Genomic DNA, 19540 nt, shown 5'->3' on the forward strand with positions numbered 1-19540 from the left:
CGTCCGCAGAAATCCCAGCGGTGGCCGAATGTTGCGGAGAGTAGTCGGCGAGGGTACGTTTCCTAAGCCGCACAGCTACACCGACCTCCTTAACCCCCAGGGAGCGCGATGGACGGCCATGGCCCTCGGCAGAAGCCCTTCCCCATCGATGAGCTGGTGCGGGCCGTCCGGCTGGAGATCGCCGCCGAGCTCCGCGCCGACGGTGACGGCGAGAAGATCGCCTTGTCCGCTGGACGCCGCACCGGCGGCGCCGGCGAAATCCGCGAGTACCTGTTCTCGTGCAGATCATGGAAGAACGCGCTCTCCTCCGAGAAGCTCGTCATCCGGTTGTCCCGCTCGAAGGACCCTTGGGCGCGCGCCGAGGCGACACGAATGCCCGACGGCAAGGTCAAAGTCCGCACCACGGCTGACCTGGGGCATGATCCCGGCAATGCTCAGTTGCGCAAGGACGAGACAGTTGGGCTGGAATCCGTACTGGACCGGCTCGAAGGCGCGAACGGAAACGACAACAGCCCCGTCAACCTCACCACCGCAGGCTGGCTGCTGGGCCAGGGCAGACCGCGTATGTCCCACTACACCACCACAGACCACCTCATCAGCAACTACCGGGACCGGCGCCTGAACGCCAGACAGCGGCAGGCGATCGAACAAGCCCTCGGCAGCGACCTGACCTTCATCTGGGGCCCGCCAGGTACCGGCAAGACCGACGTGGTCGCCGCCATCGCGGAAGGCTGCTATCGGCAGAAGCTGCGGGTGCTGTTCCTCGCTCCCACCAAGGTCGCCGTGGACCAGGCGCTGGAACGCATCTGCGACCTTCTGTCCGGCGAGGAGACCTTCGGCGAAGGACTCGTCCAGCGAGCGGGCGAGATCGAGTTGCCCTCGCTGGCCGCCAAGTTCGGCGACCAGATCGATCCGGCGAAGATCGCCGAGCGGCTGTCGGCGACGGTGACCGTACAGATCGCCGCCGTCCGCGACCGTCTGGAAGCCGATCAGAAGATCCTCGCCGTACACGCTGAGGCCGAACGTGTCAGTGAAGAGCTGCGTATCGCGTCCGCCCAGCGCGACGACGCCGGCCGGCACATCGCGACCCTCCAGGGACAGTTCCAGGCACGCCGGGCGGCCACCGCCGAGATCGAGCAGCGGATCAGGGACATCGGCCCCCCTTCCGGCCTTTTCACGAAGAGGAAACAGGCCAAACTCGACGACCTGAGCCGCGCCCACTGGGACCACCGCAACGCCATGTCGGCACTCGACCATCAACTGAGCGACGCCCGTTCCGCCCACCAGCAGCACGCAGTCAGGACCGGCGAGCTGGAACGGGCATCCGCCGTCCTACGCGACCAAGTCCGCGCGATTCCGCCGCCCGGACCGGTCCGCAAGGCGGTCGAGCAGATGCGGCAGCAGCTCACCGCACTGGAGCAGAAGCTGCACAAACTCACTGAGGCGGTACGGAAGAGCTGCCGCGTCATGGGCACCACGGTCGCCAAAGCCGTGCACTCCCGCAAACTTCTCGACGAGACAGACGTCGTGATCATCGACGAGGCCGGCATGGTGAACCTGCCTGCGGCCTGGTGCGCCGCCGGCCTCGCGAGCCGGCGTCTGATCATCGCCGGCGACTTCCGCCAGCTCCCCGCCGTGACCCGCGGCTCCGGCGACCGGGAGGCCACATCCGAGGACAGGGACTACGCCAAACTCTGGATGGATCGCGACGCCTTCGCCACAGCGGGCCTGGTGGACGCGGCAGGCTCGGCCCGCCGCGACGACCCCCGGATGGTGTGCCTGGACACCCAGTACCGCATGCGTCCGGCCATCTGCGACGTCGTCAACGTCGTCGCCTACCCGGACGCCCCGCTCCGCGCCGGCCGCGACGACGTCAGCAGACTTCCGTCGTCACCGCTGCTCGACAGCCCGCTGATCCTCGTCGACACGACCTCGCGCCGACTCACGTACGGCACGCACACCGCCAACTCGGTTCATGAGGCGGTCATCCACGAGCTCATCCGCGGCCTGCAGTACGACGACGTTCTGCAGGCCCGTAAGTGGGCCGACCAGCAGCCGACCGATCGGATGGCCGTTATCGCCCCATACAAGGATCAGGTGAGAGCTCTTCGAGGCAGCCTCAACTACCGCTTCGGCCAGGAATACGAGGGCCTGGTCGACACCGTCCACCGTTTCCAGGGCAGCCAGCGCCCCCTCGTGGTGATCGACACGGTGGCTGGGGCCGGCGCCAAGCTCGGCTACTTCTACGAGCACACGGGCCTGGCCTCGCACACGTGCCGCCTGCTCAACGTCGCGCTCAGCCGGGCCCAGGACCATCTTGTCGTCGTCGCGGACACCCAGTTCCTGCGCACGAAGCTGAGCCCGGCCAGTGAGGCCGGCCGCATGCTTGACCACTTGGAACGTCATGCCCGCCCGCTGTCGGTCGACGACCTCGTGCCGTTCCGCACGGCAGGTGACCTGGCGGCCCTTCCTGACGACGAGCTCGCCCGCCCGGCCTTCTTTCCGGCGGACGAGGTGCCCAGAGCCGTCGCATGGGACATCGACCGGGCCCGCCGCACCATCGACGTCTTCTGCGCCTTCCTCGACCCGCGGCCCGTGAAGATATGGCTCGCCCGGCTCGCCCCGCGCATCCAGGCCGGGGTGGCGGTCACCGTCCATACCCGTGACCAGTCGGAAGACCCGCGCCGGCAGGGCCTCGTGCGAGATCTGGAGGCGGCCGGGTGCCGGGTGGCCGTCCGGGATCGTATGCACGAGAAGGTCCTCATCATCGACGAGAATGTGCTCTGGCACGGCTCGCTCAACCTCCTGGCCAACATCGGTCCCACTGACCTGATGATGCGGATCACGGACCCGACGGCCTGCCAGCGCGTACGCCATATCGTCGAGCGCGCCCGCATGGAGCGTCCAGCCCGGCCCTGGCGGCAGGGAGCGCCGGACGGTGCGGGAGTGGAGTCCGGCGGCGTGGTGGACGGTCGCCGCTACATCCGCGTCCACTACGACGACAGGGAGACCTTCAAGCAGGAGATGCGTGCCGCCGGGGTGAAGTACACCTGGGACAACGGCCGGAAGATGTGGCACATCGACGCCTCGGTCTCCCCAGATCTCATCCAGCGCTGGTTGTAACCGCCCCTGCTCAACTGGCCAGCTCATCCCCTTCGGCCACCAACGGCGCCCGCCGGGGGAGCAGTGTGAACCTGCCGGTCAGCCAGTCCGCCAGTCGCTCGCGCTCGACGAGGACCAGAGCCTGGCGCGCGTTCAACGCCTCCGTACGAGCCTGCCTGGTGAGCCGCCCCGACGTGACGAGCACCCCGGTATGCCCCGCGAAGGTGTTGGCCAGCGCCCCGAGAAAGTTGCGGACCTCCGGCGCGCCGACCGTCCTGCTGTATCGCTTGCACTGAATGGCGTACGGCGTCCCGCCGGGCGCCACAGCGGTGATGTCCACGCCCCCGTCCCCGCTGCGCCCCCGCTCCTTCACCCGCCGGAACCCTTCGACGATCATCCGCTCGGCGACCAGATGCTCGAACTGCGTCCCCGTCAGGACATCGACCTTCTCCAACTCCGCGTTGGCCGCGAGAAACTGCAGCCGCCGAGCCTGGATGAAGCGGTAGCGCAGCAGCAGCCCGCCCCCGAAGGCCGCCACCGCGAGGGAGGCGATGGCCATCGCCAGCCCAGGATGCTCCGAGACGAACTTGGCTGCGAACGCGATCGCGACCGCCACGCCCCCGACCCCCAGCACCCACAACTCCTCGTTACCGCTCGATTTCCGTCGTTTCCTACCGCCTCGCCCGGATCGCCGCGCCATCGATACCCCTCCCGAAGACCGGTGTTGATGGCGAGTATGAGCAGCGAGACCGACAGAATCCATCGCGTTCGGAGCCCGCGTCAGCCGGGAACGCGCACGTTCTGGATGAAGCGATCCCCGCCGGCCTGTGCGGCCGGCGAGAACACGACGAAGGACGCACGGTCGGCCGAGGTCAGTTCCTCCGCAACGTCTGGGACATCCACTTGCCCGGGTCGCGCGGATTCTCCGAGCGCACCACCAAGCTGTCGCCGTCCGCGCTGGGTGTGAAGGTGGCCGCGCCCCACTCGAACGCGCAGTTCTGGCCGTTGACGCCGTAGATCCAGCGGATCTCGCCCTCGTACGTCGGCGGCCGCCCGGACAGGTGCACCTCCGGGCCGCCCGCGGGATAGGTGCACCCGCTGTTGGGCTCCACCCAGTCGGACCCGTACCGGGTGCCCTCGTAGGAACCGCCGCCCAGGTCCCGGAGGTTCAGGTATCCACCCCAACTGCCGGACAGGTCGGGGGGCGGCTTCGGGGTGACGCGCAGTTGGGCCCTCGCGAAGCGGTCGTCGGCCCGGCCGGTGACGGTCAAGGTGTACAGGCCCGGGTCGGCGGGTGCGTTGCCGCGCAGCGTCACCTCGCCGCTTCCGCCGGCGGCGGCCGTGGCGACGGAGGTGTTCCCGAGCGTGAGCCGCACGGTCTCGTTCGCGTCGAATCCCGTCGCGACCACCTCGAACGCCGCCCCGACCTCCGCCGACGACGGCACCCGGGAGAGCCGGATCCGGGGGGCGGGGCGCTCCCGTACGGTGAGCGTGGCGCTGTCGCGCCGGCTGGGACTCTTCCCCTGGGCCGTGATCGTGTACGCACCGGCTGTGATGCCGGCGGGGACGGCATCGGCCAGCGTCGCGACGCCCTTGCCGTCGGCGGTCCGGACACCGAGATCGCCACCGCCGCCGCCCGCCCTGGCCCAGGAGAACGTGACCTGCTCGCCAGGCTCGAACCTCGTGGCGCGTGCGTCGACCGAACCACCGCTGGCGATGTCGTCGTCCGAGAGGGTCAGCCGGGGTATCCCGAGACGCGGTGCGACGGGGTCGCGGTCCTGATTCCGCGTAGTGCCCTGCCCCGGGTCATCGCGAACGGTGCCCTGCCCCGGGTCGTCGCGGGCGGTGCTCTGCCCCGGGCCGAGCGGGCTGCGGCGGACGGTGACAGGGGGCTGCGGCTGAGCCGCGATCGGGGTGAAGACCGTGGCCGGCGGTTCTGCGGTGCCGGGGTTGGCGACGCGGACGCCGATGATGGCGGTCGCCGTCACCACCACAGTGGTGGCGACCGCGAGCGCCGTGGTCTGCGCGCTGAAGACGGATCCGCCCTTGCCCAGGAACGCGATCGCGCCCGCGGTGCCGAACCCGCCGCCGCCGAGCCCCAGGAGCAAGCCGAGGGCGCGCTTACGCGCCTTCTCCTCATCCTCGAAGTAGGCCACGTCGTCGGCCGCCCCGGCGTTCGTCGCCGCTGTCAGGCCAAGGGCGAGGACCTGGCCCCAGGCGCCCCAGCGCAGGGAGCGGCCGAGCAGCGGCGCGGCAGCCCGGGCCAGGACCAGCGCGGGGCCGTGCGCCTCCTCATCCACCGCCGCTCGCAGCACGGTGACGACGACGGCGGCGCTCGCCGCCACCTCGGCGCGGGTGGCTGCGCGGACCCAGGCGGTGAGCCGGGTGGCGTAGCCGGCCGCGTCCTGCCTGCCGCGTGGGACAGACGTGCCATCCGCCAGGACGTGGCCGGGGCCGGTGGGTTCGGCGAGGCGCAGTCGTCGTAGCTCGGCGAGCGCGGCCTCCGCCTCGGCAGGGGAGGGGAGGGTGGCCAGCGCGGCGAGCACCGGCGCGGAGACCGGCACGCCGGGCAGCGCGGCCAGCGCGCGGGCCGCCGCGGACGAGTCGCCGTCCAGGGACGCGACCAGGGCGCGGGCGGCGGTGTCCGGGTCGGCCGCAACGGACAGTACGCCGGACGCGCGCATCAGGGCGGCCGCCTGGAGGAGCGTCCTCGGATGACCGTTCGCGGCCCGGCACAACTCCTGAACGGCGGCGGCCTCCTCCCTGGTCAGAGTGCCGGCCGGGTCCGAGTCGGTGCTGGCCACCTCGGCCGTGGTCAGGGTGATGGCGTCGGCCTCGGCCAGACCGCCGAGCGGGAGGACGTAGCCCTCCGCGCCCAGCAGCCGCCGTGTCGAGGCGAGGAGCAGGCCGACGCCGGGGGTGGCGTCGAGCAGTTTCTCCACCGACTCGGCCGAGCCCTCGTAGCCGTCGATCACGACGAGCGCCCGTACCTTGCCCATCAGCCGGCGCAGCCGTTTGGGCGGCGGCAGGTAGCCGGGGCTGTCGTAGCATGCCTCGAACAACTCCTGGATGATGTCCTCGGTCTCCAGCCCGTCGCCCGACAGGTACACGACGTCCTCGCCGGCGTCCGCCGCGTCGCGTGCGATCTGGCTCAGCACGGCTGACTTGCCGATGCCCGGCGGCCCGTAGACCAGCACGGGCGCGCTGCGCTCGGCGAGCCAGCCGCGGATCCGCGCCAGGTCGCGGTCCCGGCCGACGACGTCCCCGGCGCTCCGCGGCAGCCAGCGTGGGTCGGGATGCTTCCGCTTGCGCACCGGGACCGGGCCGCCCTCGCGCTCGGTGACGATCGTCCGCTTATCGGTGTAATGGAACAGGTTGTGGTCGCCGATGAACACGGCACCGTTATTGTCGCCGCCGACGCTTATCTGGACGGCGTTTCGTGTTACCACTTTTCCTCTGATTTCCCCACCAGATGGTTCCCTTGCACCGCCGGGCAGCGTCATCGCCCTTCCGATCGGTGGACGATGCGGGAGATGTTGTGATCGCCGATGATCAGAGCGCCGTTGTTGTAGCCACCGATTCGTACGTTCGTCGCGCCGCACTGGAGCTCGCGGAGCAGGCCCGCGATCTCGCCCGCGCATTCCGGCCGCCTCGTCAGCAGCTCGGTGATCCGTCCCTGCCAGTGGCCCGCCATGACGGACGCGGGGAGCTCGTTGTCACGCAGGGCCTGGCCGAACCGCTCCAGCTCCGCCTCCTCCGCCGGCACCCGCTCCGGATCGCCGCCGCTCAGGATCCGGGCGATCCTGGTTCGCGCGCTTGTCCAGCCGTCCGAGACCATCGCCTGCGCCAGCGCCTGTGCCGCCGCCCCGGCGAGGGTCAGCACTTCCATGTCCATCCCCACCCGCTTTCTTCGCGCTATGCCAAGCGGCATATAACCGCGTTTACCGACATTTCCGGATGATCCGTTTTTTGTCCGTTCACGCATTCGCCGGAAGATGTTCCGCGATGCCCCCCAGGCGACCGCGCCCCGCAACCCGGAGAAATGTCTTCATGCCAAAATTCAACATCGCACCCGGCGCTTGGTGTGGCGGCGTTGAATTACCCGTACAACTCCGTACAGGGCCCCTAGCAAGGACTTCAGGAGACGCTCGATGCAGCAGCGGTCGCCCGCCCCCGACGAACCCCCCGGCCCCGCCCTCATCACCACCCGCGAGGAGTTCGCCGCGGCGCTCAGCCGGTTGCGCGAACGCGCCGGCATCTCGGTGCGCGCCCTCGCCACGGCCGTCGGCGGGCAGAGCGGCACCATCGGCGACTGGTTCGCGGGCCGCGGCCTGCCCGGCGCCTCCTCACAGAAGCTGCTGGTCAAGGTGCTGCGCGCGTGTGGGGTCACCGATGACGTCGCTCTGAAGCAGTGGACAGCGGCTTGGTCACGGGTTCGCCGCCAGCCCGGGCCCCGTCCGGCCGGCCCGGAGCCGTACCGGGGGCTGGACGGTTTCGAGCGCACGCACGCCGAGTGGTTCTTCGGACGCGAGACGGTGACCGCGCGGCTGGTCGCCGAGCTGACCCGATCACCCGCGCCCGCCCGGCCGCTGATCGTGGTCGGCGCCTCGGGTTCGGGCAAGTCCTCGCTCCTCGAAGCGGGCGTGGCGGCCGAGCTAGCCGGCACCGGGCGGCGGGTTGAGACGTTCACCCCCGGCGCTCGCCCGCTCGACGCCCTCGCCGCGCGCACCTCCGCGCAGGATCCCCGCCCGGCCGTGCTGATCGTGGATCAGTTCGAGGAGGTCTTCACTCTCTGCGAAGACGCTGCGGAGCGGCGCCGGTTCATCGACGCGGTGTGCGCGGCCACCGCCGCTGGTCCGGTGGTGCTCAGCCTGCGCGCCGACTTCTACGAGCACGCGATGCGCCACCCGGCGCTCTTCGCCGCGCTGCAGGAGGGGCAGGTCAGCATCGGCCCGATGAGCGAGCGCGAGCTACGCGACGCCATCGAGAAACCGGCGCTCAAGGCCGGCGTCGAGCTCGAAAAGGGCCTGGTCGAGCTGATGCTGCGCGAGGTCGCGCCGCCCGGCGGCGGCAACGGCGAGGCGCACGAAGCCGGCGCTCTCCCGCTGGTGTCCCACGCCCTGTGGTCCACCTGGCGCAAGAGCCAGGGACGCAGGCTGAGCATCGCCGCCTACAACGAGGCCGGCGGCATCAACGGCGCCGTCGCCGAGACCGCCGGCCAGGTCTACGGGTCGCTGACCGAGCCGCGACAGGTCCTGGCGCGGCGGCTGTTCCTCACGCTGGCCCACATCGCGCCCGACACCGCGATCACCCGCCGCCGCCTCCCGCTCGCTGAGCTGCTCGCCGAGCTGCTCCCGGGGGCGGATGACGGCGCGCAGGCCGCCGAGATCGAGGACGTGCTCGACCGGTTCGTCGCTGAACGCCTGATCACGGCCGACGCGCAGAGCGTGCGGATCAGCCACGAGGCGCTGCTGTCCGCCTGGCCCGAGCTGAGATCCTGGCTGGAGGAGGACCGGATCGGCCTGGCCGTCGGACGCGACCTCGCCGCCGCCGCGTCCGCCTGGGACCGGGCCAAGCGCACGCCGGACGTCCTGTACCGGGGGACGCGCCTGGCCCGCGCCCGCGACTGGGCCGAGCGGGTCGGCGGCCACACCGCGCCCGGCCGCCTGGCCCGCGAGTTCCTGGACGCCTCTCTCACTCTGGAACGCGCGGAGGCGGACGCCGAGCGCCGCAGGGTCCGCCGCCTGCGCTTACTGGCCGCCGTCCTGGCCGTGCTGCTGGTGCTCACCGGCACCGCGGTCGTGGTCGCGGTGCGCCAGCAAGTGCTGGCGAGCGAGCAGCGCGACATGGTGCTGTCGGGCAAGGCGGTCGACAACGCCGTCGCGCTGCGGGCCGGCAACCCGGCGCTGGCCGCGCAGCTCGCCCTCGTCGCCCACCGGACCATGCCGACCCCCGAGTCCCGCGGCGCCCTGCTCAGCGCGCTCGCCGGCCCGTACGCCACGGTGATCGGCGCGCACACCGACGCCGTCTACGCCGCTGAGTTCAGCCCCGACGGGCGACGCCTGGCCAGCGTGGCCCTGGACGGGACGCTGCGGCTGTGGGACGTCGCCGACCGGCTCCGCCCGTCCGCGCCGGCCACGGCGACCGGCGATCAGGCCGGCATCGCCGCGGCGGCCTACAGCTCCGACGGCCGGACCTTCGTCACCGGCGGCAACGACAAGACCGCCCGGTTGTGGGACATGACCGCACCCGGCGGCCCGGTGCAGGTCGCGACCTTGGCCGGGCACACGGAGGGCATCATCGGGGTGGCCTTCACCCCCGACGGGCGGACCGTGGCGACGGCAAGTTACGACCGTACGGCCCGGTTGTGGGACGTCACGGACCCGCGCCGCCCCAGCCTGCTGGCCACGCTGGACGCCGGCCCCGCGCCCCTGTCGGCGGTGACGTTCAGCCCCGACGGCCGGAGCATGGTCGTCACCGCCTTCGCCGAGCGGGTGTCCGTCTGGAACGTCGCCGACCCGCGGCGTCCGCGACGCCTGCCCGACCTGACCGGCCACACCGGCAACGTGCTGGCCGCCGCGATCAGCCGCGACGGGCGGCTGCTGGCGACGGGCGGGTTCGACAACGCCGTGCGCCTGTGGGACTTCAGCGACCCCCGGCATGTCCGCCACCTCGCCACGCTGACCGGGCACGAGAACGGCGTCGTCGCGATCGCGTTCCGCCCCGACGGGCGCACGCTGGCCACCGGCAGCTACGACCGCACCGTACGGCTGTGGGACATATCCGACCCCGAGGGCGCGGATGACCGCAACCCCGCCGTGCTGACCGGGCACTCCGGCACCGTTTACACGGTGGCCTTCCACCCCGACGGGGCGTCCCTCGTCACCGGCGGCGGGGACGACGCCATCCGGCTGTGGGATCTGCGCCGGCCGATCCTGGCCGGCCAGAACGGCGACGTGGCCGCGCTCGCCTACCGCCCCGACGGCCGCGTCCTCGCCACCGGCAGCTACCGCAAGACCAGGCTGTGGGAGGTCTCCGGCGCGGGAGGCACCCGCCCGCTCGCCGTCCTGGCCGCCCAGCCGAACACCGTCACGGCGATCGCCTTCTCCCCGGACGGCCGGCTCATGGTCACCGGAAGCCTCGACTTCACCGTGGCCCTGTGGAACGTGCACGATCCTGCCCGGCCGCGACTCCTCAAGCGGTGGGACGCCGGGACCGGCAACGTGTTCGCCGTGGCGCTCGCCCCCGACGGGCGCACCCTCGCCGTCGCGGGCGAGAAGTTCGACATCGGCCTGTGGAACATCGCCGACCCGATCCGTCCCCAGCTGCTCACCCGCGCCACCGGGCACGGCGACGCCGTCAACGCGCTGGCGTTCGCCCCGGGCGGCCGGGTGCTCGCCTCGGGCGGCGGCGACCATACGGTGCGGTTGTGGGACGTGGCCGACCCGGGTCGCCCGCGCCCGCTCGCCACCGTGCGGGCCCACGACAAGAGCGTGCTCGCGCTGGCGTTCCGCGGCGATGGGCGAATCCTCGCCTCCGGCGGCGCCGACCGCACCGCCCGGCTGTGGCGGGTCGACGACACGTCCCGCCCGGCGCCCGAGGCGACGCTCGGGGCGCACACCGACAGCGTGACCGGGGTGGCGTTCCAGGCCGGCGGGCGCGTGCTGGCGACCGGGAGCCACGACGGCACGGCCCGGCTGTGGGACGTGGCCGACCCGGCGCGGCCGCTCGTCTCGGCCGCGCTCACCGGCCATACCGGCACGGTGAACGCGGTGGCCTTCGCGCCCGGCGAGGCGGTCCTGGCCACCGGCGGCGAGGACTCGACGGTCCGCCTCTGGGACACCGACCCGGGCCGGGCCGCCCGGGACGTCTGCGCGCTGGTGTTCCCGGCGATCACGCAGGCGGAGTGGGGGCGCTATCTGCCGGGGCTGGCGTACCGGCCGCCCTGTTAGCTCGACGACGTGGTTTATTGCGGCCCAAGTAGGCTCAGGAAGATCGCAGGATGGAGGACGTCTGGGCATGGGCAAGCTGGTGCGGGACAAGATTCCGGACATCATTCGCCAGGACGGCCGGGAACCGGTGGTGACGGTCCTGGACGACAGCGACTATCGCTCGGCCCTGATGGCGAAGTTGTTCGAGGAGGCGACCGAGCTCAAGGAAGCCTCCCCGGCCGATGTGGCCGGGGAAATCGCCGACGTGTACGAGGTCCTTCGCGCCTTGGCCGCTAACTATGGCCACGACTGGCAGACGATCGAGAAGACGGCGGAAGTCAAGCGTGAAGAACGCGGCGCTTTCCAGAATCGCCTCTACCTGGCCTGACGGCTCCCCATAGGATTGGCCCACCGTTGTTCGCCACCGGATGGCGACTATTTATGCCGCGAACCGGCCTCTCTTTGGTAGGTGAATGATGGCCGGAGCCATCGGCCTGTCCCCGGGCAGGATCTGGACATCGGCCGGCTGGCTCTTCGACTGGACTCTGCGGTTTATCGCGCGCGAAGTGGACGACCCAGAGTTGACCGCGACTGTGGACGAGCTCTTGCAGAAGAATTTCGGCTTTCTGAACATCCGTCTCCTCCCGGAGGCCCTGCGGGAAACGGTCCTTCAGAAGCTGCGCGACGACCTCATCCCTGCTGCGGCGGCCGCCCTTCCCGACAGCGTGTATAGACGACAGGCAGTCCTGGACTACCTTGACAGGCTGGTTCAGCTTGCCAGGGAGTTCGAATACTGAAGATTCGTAGCTTGCTGAGCGCTCTTGACGATTCTCGGAAGGCGTTGAGACGGTCCCGTTCATCGTCCGTGGCGCAGCCGCTAGCATGACCGGCTATGCCGTCCAAGCCCGAGCGCACTGACCTCGACGCGCTCATCGAGCAGGCCACGGTCGACGCCTATGACGAGGATGAGCAGCTCGCCGGGTTCCACTCGGCCATCGAAAACCACCTGGCCGTTCCGTTCCAGACGCAGGTGCTCGGTGTAGACGTGACCGTACGGAAGGTCGACTGGAGTCCTGGGTCGGGAATCGTCGCGATCTGCGTACGAGGAAAAGAGCGGCAGGCGATCGGCATACTCGACCTCCCGCTGCCCGATCCGCCGCCCGCCGGCGCCGAGTGGATCGAGGCATTCCGCCGCTGGGAGGGATGAGGAATGAGCGAGTACCAGTATTACGAGTTCCTCGCCATCGACCGCCCGCTGGACGATGATCAGCAGTCCCAGGTGCGAGCCCTGTCCACGCGCGCCGAAATCACCGCGACAAGCTTCACTAACGAGTACGAGTGGGGCGACTTCCGTGGCGACCCGGCCCGGCTGGTGGAGCTTTACTACGACGCCCACCTGTATTTCGCGAACTGGGGGACGCGCCGGCTGACGCTTCGCCTGCCGCGCACGGTTCTCAACGTGGAAACCGCGCAGCAGTACTGCGTGGGCGACCAGTCACAGCCCGGTCCTTCGGCAAACATCTCATCCTCGACCTGTCCAGCGAAGCCGAGGACGAGTACTGGGAGGAGTTCTCCCTGGCAGCGATGGTCGGGGTCCGGGCCGAGCTGGCCGCCGGTGATCTGCGGGCGCTCTACCTGGCCTGGCTGTCGGCGTACGGCATGTGGGAGCACGACGAGGACGCCTTCGACTACGAGGAGGAGGACGAGCTCGAACCCCCTGTCCCGCCGGGGCTCGGCTCGTTGACGGGCTCCCAGCGGGCGCTCGCCGACTTCCTCCGTCTGGACGCCGACCTGCTGGCGGTGGCGGCCGAGGGCAGCGCGCCGGCGACCGCGGCCAAGGACGATCCGGCGGCACTGGCGGCCTGGATCGCCGCCCTCCCGGCGGCCGAGAAGAACAAGCTGCTGCTGCGAGTGGCCAAGGACCAGGCCGCCCAGGTGCGGATGGAGCTGCTGCGCCGCTTCCGCGCCCCGGTGGCCCCGGCGCAGGAAGGCCCTCGCCGTACGGTCGCCGCCCTGCTGGACGCGACCGCCGTACGACGTGCGGAAGGCGAGCGCCGGACCGCTGCCGAGCGCGCCGAGGAGGAAGCCCGTCGCGAACGGGAGCGGGCCCTGGCCCGGGAGCGCCGGCTGGCGGAGCTGGCCCGGGATGAGGAAGGGGCGTGGCAGCGGGTGGAGTCGTTGATCGCGACCAAGCGGCCCAAGGACTATGACCTGGCGGTCGAGCTGCTCAAGGATCTCGAAGCGGTGGCGTACGGCGCCGACGCGAGCACCGCGTTCACGGAACGGGTCACGAGCCTGCGCACCCGGCATCTCCGCAAACCGAGCCTCATCGAACGGTTCGACCGCGCTGGGCTCACGCCGAACTGACACCTCGGGACGGCTCGCGATGGCGGGCCATACCGGCTTGGCACACCTGCGCACGCGCGCCGCCCGAGGCGAAGTAGGGTCAGGCCCGCCCTAATCCGCCTGGGGGTGCGATGCTGGCCCTGCTCATGGTGTTCGCCACCTGCTGCAGCGTGCTCCAACTCGCCCTGCTGGGCTGGGGAACGCGCACGGTCCGGCTCGGCACGCTCGCGCTCGCGATCGGGGCAGGCATGTACGGCTGCGCCATGATCGCCGTCCTGCTGCAGCTCGCCTACACCCGCACCCTGTCCGCCCTTACCGGCGACAACCTCAGCGACGTGGTCACGACCGCCGGCCACTCGGTCGATCCCGTCCTCGAAGAGATCATCAAGATCGCGCCACTGCTGCTCATCGGCTGCCGCCGGCGGGCGAGGGTTCAGTGGCGGCTCACGGATCACCTGCTCCTCGGCGCGGCGCTCGGGGCCGGGTTCGGACTGCTGGAGGCGTTGCTCTACTACGGCCGCGAGGCGGGCAAGGCACTCCGCTTCCCCGACGGCTGGGTGATCCCGATCAGCCTCAAGCCCCCGTACATACCCGGCCTCGAACAGGCCCTCACCTCCTGGCTGCCCGCACCGTACTCGGTGTCCGAGCTCTCACCCGTCGGCCCCGACACCGGCTTCCACATCGCCTGGTCGGCACTCGCGGGGATCGGCGTCGGGATGTTGCTGCGCTGGCGCGGCCCCGTACGGCTGCTCGGACTCCTGCCGCTGGTGCTCGTCTCGGCCACGCACGCCGCGCACAACTACGACGCGCCGCTCGGCGAGCACGACACCCTGGGCGCCGCACTGTCGCAACCGTTCGTCACGGCCGAGCCGCTGCTGGGGCTCTGGCCGTTGCTCGCGCTCGCCTTCGCGGTCTGGTCCGACGGCAGGGCGTTACGGCGGGCGAAAGCGGCCGACCCGGGCCTCCTGCTGCCGGGCGAGCGCCCCACCGGTCTGTCGGCCCTGTCAGCTCTGGGCGGGTACGCCATGATCCGCCCGCCGTACACCACGATGGTCGCCCACCGCTATCTGCTGCTGCGCCGCACTGCCTGGTACGCGGGCGGCGCCGCCGAGCGCGAGGTGGCGGGCGCGGTGCGGACCAGGATGGCGGCGAGCCGCACCTTCATGTCCTGGTACGGGGTCAGCCTCCGCGCCGGCCTGGCGCAGCGCTTGTCCGGTCGTGGGCGGGGATGGCCGTGGTTGCTCCTGATCTGGGCGGTTCTCACCCTCCCCGTGCTGGCGTACTTCCTGCTCGGCACCACCCCAGGCTTGGCCGCCATCCAGAAGGCGCTGGCGGGACCGGTGGTGTTCTTCGTGCTGTCGGCTCTGTCCGGGCTTGGCCTGGTGCTGATGGCGTGGCGCCTGGTCATCGCCGTACGCGCCCTGGTCGTGGCCTGGCGCGAACCGCTGGCCGAGCGTGCCACCCGGGTGCAGTTACGCCTGCTCACCGGGGCGGGAACACTGCTCCTCGGCGCCGTGGCCGTCACCGCCTGGGTCACCGGCGCCCGTCCCGACCAGCAGGTCATCTCCAACGCGCATGTGCTGCAGGCTCTGGACGAACTCCTGCTGTACGGCGGGCTCGCGCTGCTGTTGCTGGCGTTCCTATGGTTCCCGCCGGTGGGCGCCGTGGCGTTGGCCGGTGGAGGTATTGCGCTGGTGCCCACGATTTCGGCCGGGTTCGTGGGGCTGGGAGCGTTGGGGCTGACGGGGATCGTTTTGTCGCAGGCGAGCCCGGAGTCCTCGGAAGGTGGTGAGGGAGAGCAGGGGGCTCCCGTCGAGAACTTCGAGGGCACCGGATTCAGCCGGGAGGAGATGGCGCAGATCGTCTACCAGCACGCCGGAGCGGGCGACGTGGCGGGACGGCCGGCCGCCGGCAAGATCCTTGAGACGCTCACCAAGGGTCGGCCGACTGAATTGCCGGGGCAGAATGCGGTGAAGTACGAGTATCAGGGTGTACGGGTCATCATCAACCGGGACCTGCCTTTTCGCAGCACTGCGTACAAGATCGGTGGCACACGATGACGTGGACGGACGACGATGCCAGGGAAGTGGAGGCGTGGCGCCTGCACGTCGACAAGATCGACGCCGAGCGGTCGCTGTCGAACGCCGACCCTGCGGTTCTCGCGGACGGACGCGTCTGGGGCGCCCACGATCTGCCTGCTGCGCTGTACATCCGTGACCGGGTGGAGCGGGCGCTGGCCGAGCCCGGCGTGCCGTGGGGGGCGCGTGAACTGGTGACCGCCGCCGACGAGAAGTTCCTGGCGGCCACCCGGTCCGGCGGTCGCCGTGTGATCGGCCTGCTGCTGAACGAGGACCTCACCGGCACGGCCTGGTGGTGGGACCGGGTTCCCACCTCGGGCCCTATCAGCGAGGAACTGCACCAGCTCTTCGGCTGATCTCACCGTAGGTCTCCGCCTTGTAGTGCGGCAGCCTGGATTTTGTCGCAGTGGCCGTACTTCCTGGTGAGGTCGCCGAGAAGCCTGTGCGGCTGCTCGGGCGACAAATCACTGCACAAGCTGTCGCCGTGGGACTCTCCGATCTCCGTCGACACTGCCAGATCTGCGGTGTGCGGCTTCTCCTCCCCAACGGCTCGTACGCCGAGGGCGCCCACATCCGCCCCGTCGGCCAACCGCACAACGGCCCCGACGAGCCGAGCAACATCCTCTGCCTCTGCCCGAATGATCACGTTCTCTTCGATCGTGGAAGGACTTGCCGTTGCCGCCCAGGCCGTACAGGTAGAGGATCTGCTCGGCCGGGGGATCATTGTTGATCTGCGACACCTCGTGCCGGGTCAGTTCGAAGCGGTTCGCGAACAGGTCGAGTGAGCGGTCATGCGCCACCACCGACCGGACGGGGCTTTCCTCGAAGATGGGCACGGTCAGGCTGCCGAGGGTGCGGGTCGCATGTCGTTCCCCCTTGGGAAGACGAAGTCGGCCGATCGGTTTCTGCGAGGGAGCTGCCGAACTGGTTGTACACCGGAGGGCCTCGCCCCATCTACCTACTCACCACACTGGGCACAGGAGTCCTGCATTGGGACACGCTTCGTCCCTAAATCTGCAACCTAAGTTGCCTAAGTCTCTGCAACCTAGGTAGCCTACACTGATGATGAGAAAGCGTGATCTGGAGCGGCGGATGCGCAAGCTCGCCAAGGAGTACGGCGTTCCCGTTCACTCCACCGAAGGCGGGAGCCACACCAAGTGGCATGCCGGTTCGGAGGCGATGCCTGTGCCTCGCCACTCAGAGGTCAACGAACGCACAGCAAAAGGCATCTTGGATAACTGGGAGAGCATTCTTGCTGAGGTCGTGAAGGAGCAGGAGGAGCAGTGAGCAAGCGCGACACGTACACCATCACCGCCAGCAGGAGCGACGACTGGTGGGCTTTGACTATCTCTGGACCCGGCCTGAAGCGCAGCTACCACACACAGGTGAAGCGCTTGGAGCAAGCTGAGGAAATGGCTCGTGACCTGGTCTCCACCATGCTGGATGTGGCCATCTCCCAGGTTGACGCCGACTTCGACTTGACCGTGGCCGACGATGAAGTGGCCACAGAACTGGAGGCCACGCTTGTGACACGCCTCGCGGCGACCCTCGTTAAACAGAAGGCTGCCATAGCGACGCAAGCAACAGTGGCTGATCTAGCGCGAAGAGGATACGTGCACCGCGATATCGGTTACCTGCTGGGTATGTCACATCAAGCCGTTGGGAAGCTGCTGAACGAGGTGGAGAAGGGGACGACCGCTTCCACCGACGATGCCGGTGCACGGTCGCTGGCACTTTCTCTTAAGGAAAAGCTTGATCGGCTTCACATGACACGCGACACGGAAGCGCTGTTGAAGTCTTACCTGCTTGAGGTGGCCGCAGGCGATCCGATGGACCGCAAGCTGAACCGGCTGAGGGCGTTGGGCCAGCAGTTGCGGCACGGCAGGCGGCGGAGGCTGACCGACGCCTGAACGTGCAACTGCCGCAAGGAAGTCGCGGCAGTCGTTGTCCACCGGGGAGCTCCGCGTCATTTACCCACTCTCCGCACTGGTCGCAGGAGTTCGCCGGGGTGTACCCGAGATTCGCTGGATAGTTCTGCTGCCTGGTCGAGTGCCTGGATGTCGTTCAGCCGAGTATGGGTGTGGCCAGCTGGCCGTCGCCGACTCGTCTACTGGAGACCGTCTGTCTTGGTCGATCCTCCGTGCCACTGTGCCTTGCCGGTCACGCGGGGTTGTTTTTCTCTCCCGGAGAAGGTGGGCTAGTTAGGGATGCATGGGGACGTACTTTGGAAGGTCGATACGACCGGGCGGTAGGAAATTCCGCCCCCCGGGTCGTTGGGGGATCGCGGTGCGCTGGACCGTCTTGCCATCATGTGCTTGCAGTCCGTGGTGGTCAGGGCGATAAGGGCACCTGGCCCCTTCTAGCTACCGCAGAGGTAGGGTTCGTGGACGTAGAGGCGGAGATCCTCGGCTTGAAGCTCCGTATGGAGGCTCTCGAAGAGGCTGTGCACTCCGGTGGCTGCATTGCGGCGATGCTGATTGGCGTCTATGAGGCGCAGGTTTCGATTGCCGGCGTTCAGAATGGGATGGCCGATGACCTGGCGGCCATTGCTGTCGAGGTGGCGGGCCTTCGCTGGCAGGGTGACGAGCACTTCAGGGGTGCGCAGGCTCAGATCCATGCGGGATTCGAAGCTCTTCGGACTGACATGCTCCACCTGGCGGCCATGATCGATCAGTTACTGAAGAAAGATAGTTCCTAGAGGTAGGGGAGCCCCCGAGGTCATCGGGGGTTCAACCCGCCGAGTCAGACCTATTGGGGTTGGTGGGTTACGCCTCCCCGATTTGGGGTCGGTTCGTCTAGAATTGGGCGACGCTTGAAGCGGGGTGGTTTCCGGGTTGGCCTCCAACGCAGCGAATCAATCAGGGGAATGGCCCGCAGCGCTCGATGTCGACGGACTGCTTCGCGGCGGGTGGCGGGCGCGGCCTTTTCGGCAATTTCTGCTTAAGGTCCATAGCCGCTGCAACCTGGCTTGCGACTACTGCTATGTCTACACGCTGGCCGACCAGAGCTGGCGGGGCCGGCCGATGGTGATGGATCCACGGCTGGTCTCCATCGCCGCTCAGCGGATCGCCGAGCATGCGGCTGATCATCACCTTTCATCGGTGCGGGTGGTTCTGCATGGGGGTGAGCCGTTGCTGGCGGGGCACGGCTACCTGGCGAAGATCGTGGATGTGGTGCGGTCGGAGGTGGGGCCGGGGTTGCGGGTCGAGGCGGTGCTGCAGACGAACGCGGTGTTGCTGGACGAGGCCGCGCTGACGTCGTTCGATGAGATGGATGTGCGGGTGGGGGTGAGCCTGGATGGGGGTCCGAGGGAGAACGATCTCAACAGGCGGTTCGCCGACGGGCGGGGTAGCTATCAGTCGGTCGTGCGGGGGCTGACGTGGCTTGCCGGTGAGCGGTTTCGTCATCTGTTCAGTGGGTTGTTATGCACGGTGGATTTGATGAACGATCCCATCGAGACCTATGAGGCGTTGAGCGCGTTCGATCCGCCGACCATGGATTTTCTGTTGCCGCATGCGACCTGGGACACGCCGCCGCCGGGGTTGCGCCGGCCCGGAACTCCGTACGCCGACTGGTTGATTCCGATTTTTGATCGGTGGTACGACAGCGGCAGTGAGAGCGTTGTACGGATATTTCAGGAAATCGTGAGTGGGTTGCTCGGGGGTGGGTCGGCCAGTGAGTCAGTCGGGCTGACGCCGTCTACAGTTGTGGTGATCGAAACCGACGGCACTATCGAGCAGACCGATTCGCTCAAGGCGGTACGGCAGGGCGCGCCCATGACCGGCCTGAACATCGTGGACCACTCCTTCGACGAGGCGCTCCGGCATCCCGGCATAGTGGCGCGGCAACTTGGCTGGGCGGCGTTGAGTGACACGTGTAAAGGGTGCAGGTTCGGGCGGGTATGTGGGGGTGGGCTCTACACGCATCGGTATCGGTCGGGTGAGGGCTTCAAGAATCCGTCGGTCTATTGCGATGATCTGTATCGGTTGATCGATCACATTCGCGAGCGCCTCATCGCCGATCTTCGCGGGTCGGGTCAGTCGGGACAGGCACCGCCCAGCGGTCCGGCTCGTTGAGGGGGAG

Annotated in this window: 16 protein-coding genes and 1 pseudogene; 14 read left to right on the forward strand and 3 right to left on the reverse strand. The window is 69.2% G+C overall.

From position 1 onward, the window contains the following. Nucleotides 1–108 precede the first annotated feature (108 nt). The gene (locus ACWD0F_RS26490; RefSeq protein ID WP_449879834.1) at nucleotides 109–3123 is read left to right on the forward strand and encodes an AAA domain-containing protein; all 3015 of its coding nucleotides are present in this window, start codon (nucleotides 109–111) and stop codon (nucleotides 3121–3123) included. Nucleotides 3124–3133: 10 nt separating this feature from the next. On the opposite strand, the gene ACWD0F_RS26495 is transcribed toward ACWD0F_RS26490, so the two are convergent. The 3 genes from ACWD0F_RS26495 to ACWD0F_RS26505 form a co-directional block, all read right to left on the reverse strand. Continuing rightward, nucleotides 3134–3736 carry a restriction endonuclease gene (locus tag ACWD0F_RS26495; RefSeq protein WP_449879836.1) on the reverse strand — a complete coding sequence of 201 codons (603 nt, stop codon included), beginning with the start codon at nucleotides 3734–3736 and terminating at the stop codon, nucleotides 3134–3136. 238 nt (nucleotides 3737–3974) lie between these two features. Further along, nucleotides 3975–6497, reverse strand: a complete 2523-nt coding sequence (locus tag ACWD0F_RS26500) for a hypothetical protein (RefSeq protein ID WP_449879838.1) — start codon at nucleotides 6495–6497, stop codon at nucleotides 3975–3977. Between the two features lie 104 nt (nucleotides 6498–6601). Next, nucleotides 6602–6991 (reverse strand): hypothetical protein, encoded by a 390-nt coding sequence (locus tag ACWD0F_RS26505; protein WP_449879840.1) that lies wholly within the window; start codon nucleotides 6989–6991, stop codon nucleotides 6602–6604. Nucleotides 6992–7253: 262 nt separating this feature from the next. Between ACWD0F_RS26505 and ACWD0F_RS26510 the strand changes: the two genes are divergently transcribed. From ACWD0F_RS26510 to ACWD0F_RS26570, 13 genes and pseudogenes are all read left to right on the forward strand, one after another. Further along, on the forward strand, nucleotides 7254–11054 hold the full coding sequence (locus ACWD0F_RS26510; protein WP_449879842.1) for an nSTAND1 domain-containing NTPase: 3801 nt from the start codon (nucleotides 7254–7256) through the stop codon (nucleotides 11052–11054). 67 nt (nucleotides 11055–11121) lie between these two features. Continuing rightward, nucleotides 11122–11421 carry a nucleoside triphosphate pyrophosphohydrolase gene (locus ACWD0F_RS26515; RefSeq protein ID WP_449879844.1) on the forward strand — a complete coding sequence of 100 codons (300 nt, stop codon included), beginning with the start codon at nucleotides 11122–11124 and terminating at the stop codon, nucleotides 11419–11421. 85 nt (nucleotides 11422–11506) lie between these two features. Next, nucleotides 11507–11830 (forward strand): hypothetical protein, encoded by a 324-nt coding sequence (locus tag ACWD0F_RS26520; protein WP_449879846.1) that lies wholly within the window; start codon nucleotides 11507–11509, stop codon nucleotides 11828–11830. A 95-nt stretch (nucleotides 11831–11925) separates the two neighbouring features. After that, nucleotides 11926–12240, forward strand: a complete 315-nt coding sequence (locus ACWD0F_RS26525) for a hypothetical protein (protein ID WP_449879848.1) — start codon at nucleotides 11926–11928, stop codon at nucleotides 12238–12240. 377 nt (nucleotides 12241–12617) lie between these two features. Further along, on the forward strand, nucleotides 12618–13400 hold the full coding sequence (locus tag ACWD0F_RS26530; RefSeq protein ID WP_449879850.1) for a hypothetical protein: 783 nt from the start codon (nucleotides 12618–12620) through the stop codon (nucleotides 13398–13400). A gap of 110 nt (nucleotides 13401–13510) precedes the next feature. Continuing rightward, nucleotides 13511–15439: a PrsW family glutamic-type intramembrane protease gene (locus tag ACWD0F_RS26535; RefSeq protein ID WP_449879852.1), complete on the forward strand. Its 1929-nt coding sequence runs from the start codon at nucleotides 13511–13513 to the stop codon at nucleotides 15437–15439. After that, nucleotides 15436–15813, forward strand: coding sequence for a hypothetical protein (locus tag ACWD0F_RS26540; RefSeq protein WP_449879854.1), 378 nt, complete (start codon nucleotides 15436–15438; stop codon nucleotides 15811–15813). Before ACWD0F_RS26535 ends, ACWD0F_RS26540 begins: the two co-directional genes overlap by 4 nt. Nucleotides 15814–15983: 170 nt before the next feature. Continuing rightward, nucleotides 15984–16067: pseudogene (locus ACWD0F_RS26545) on the forward strand (hypothetical protein); the annotation flags it as partial. Between the two features lie 28 nt (nucleotides 16068–16095). Next, nucleotides 16096–16242 carry a hypothetical protein gene (locus ACWD0F_RS26550; RefSeq protein ID WP_449879989.1) on the forward strand — a complete coding sequence of 49 codons (147 nt, stop codon included), beginning with the start codon at nucleotides 16096–16098 and terminating at the stop codon, nucleotides 16240–16242. A gap of 277 nt (nucleotides 16243–16519) precedes the next feature. Then, nucleotides 16520–16744, forward strand: coding sequence for a hypothetical protein (locus ACWD0F_RS26555; protein WP_449879856.1), 225 nt, complete (start codon nucleotides 16520–16522; stop codon nucleotides 16742–16744). After that, complete coding sequence (locus tag ACWD0F_RS26560; RefSeq protein ID WP_449879858.1) at nucleotides 16741–17367, forward strand: hypothetical protein; 627 nt, start codon at nucleotides 16741–16743, stop codon at nucleotides 17365–17367. The genes ACWD0F_RS26555 and ACWD0F_RS26560 overlap by 4 nt, the downstream gene beginning before the upstream one ends. A gap of 473 nt (nucleotides 17368–17840) precedes the next feature. After that, nucleotides 17841–18155, forward strand: a complete 315-nt coding sequence (locus ACWD0F_RS26565; RefSeq protein WP_449879860.1) for a hypothetical protein — start codon at nucleotides 17841–17843, stop codon at nucleotides 18153–18155. Nucleotides 18156–18291: 136 nt separating this feature from the next. Beyond that, the gene (locus ACWD0F_RS26570) at nucleotides 18292–19533 is read left to right on the forward strand and encodes an FxsB family cyclophane-forming radical SAM/SPASM peptide maturase (RefSeq protein ID WP_449879862.1); all 1242 of its coding nucleotides are present in this window, start codon (nucleotides 18292–18294) and stop codon (nucleotides 19531–19533) included. Nucleotides 19534–19540 lie beyond the last annotated feature (7 nt).

This window comes from Nonomuraea sp. NPDC002799, from assembly GCF_053592075.1.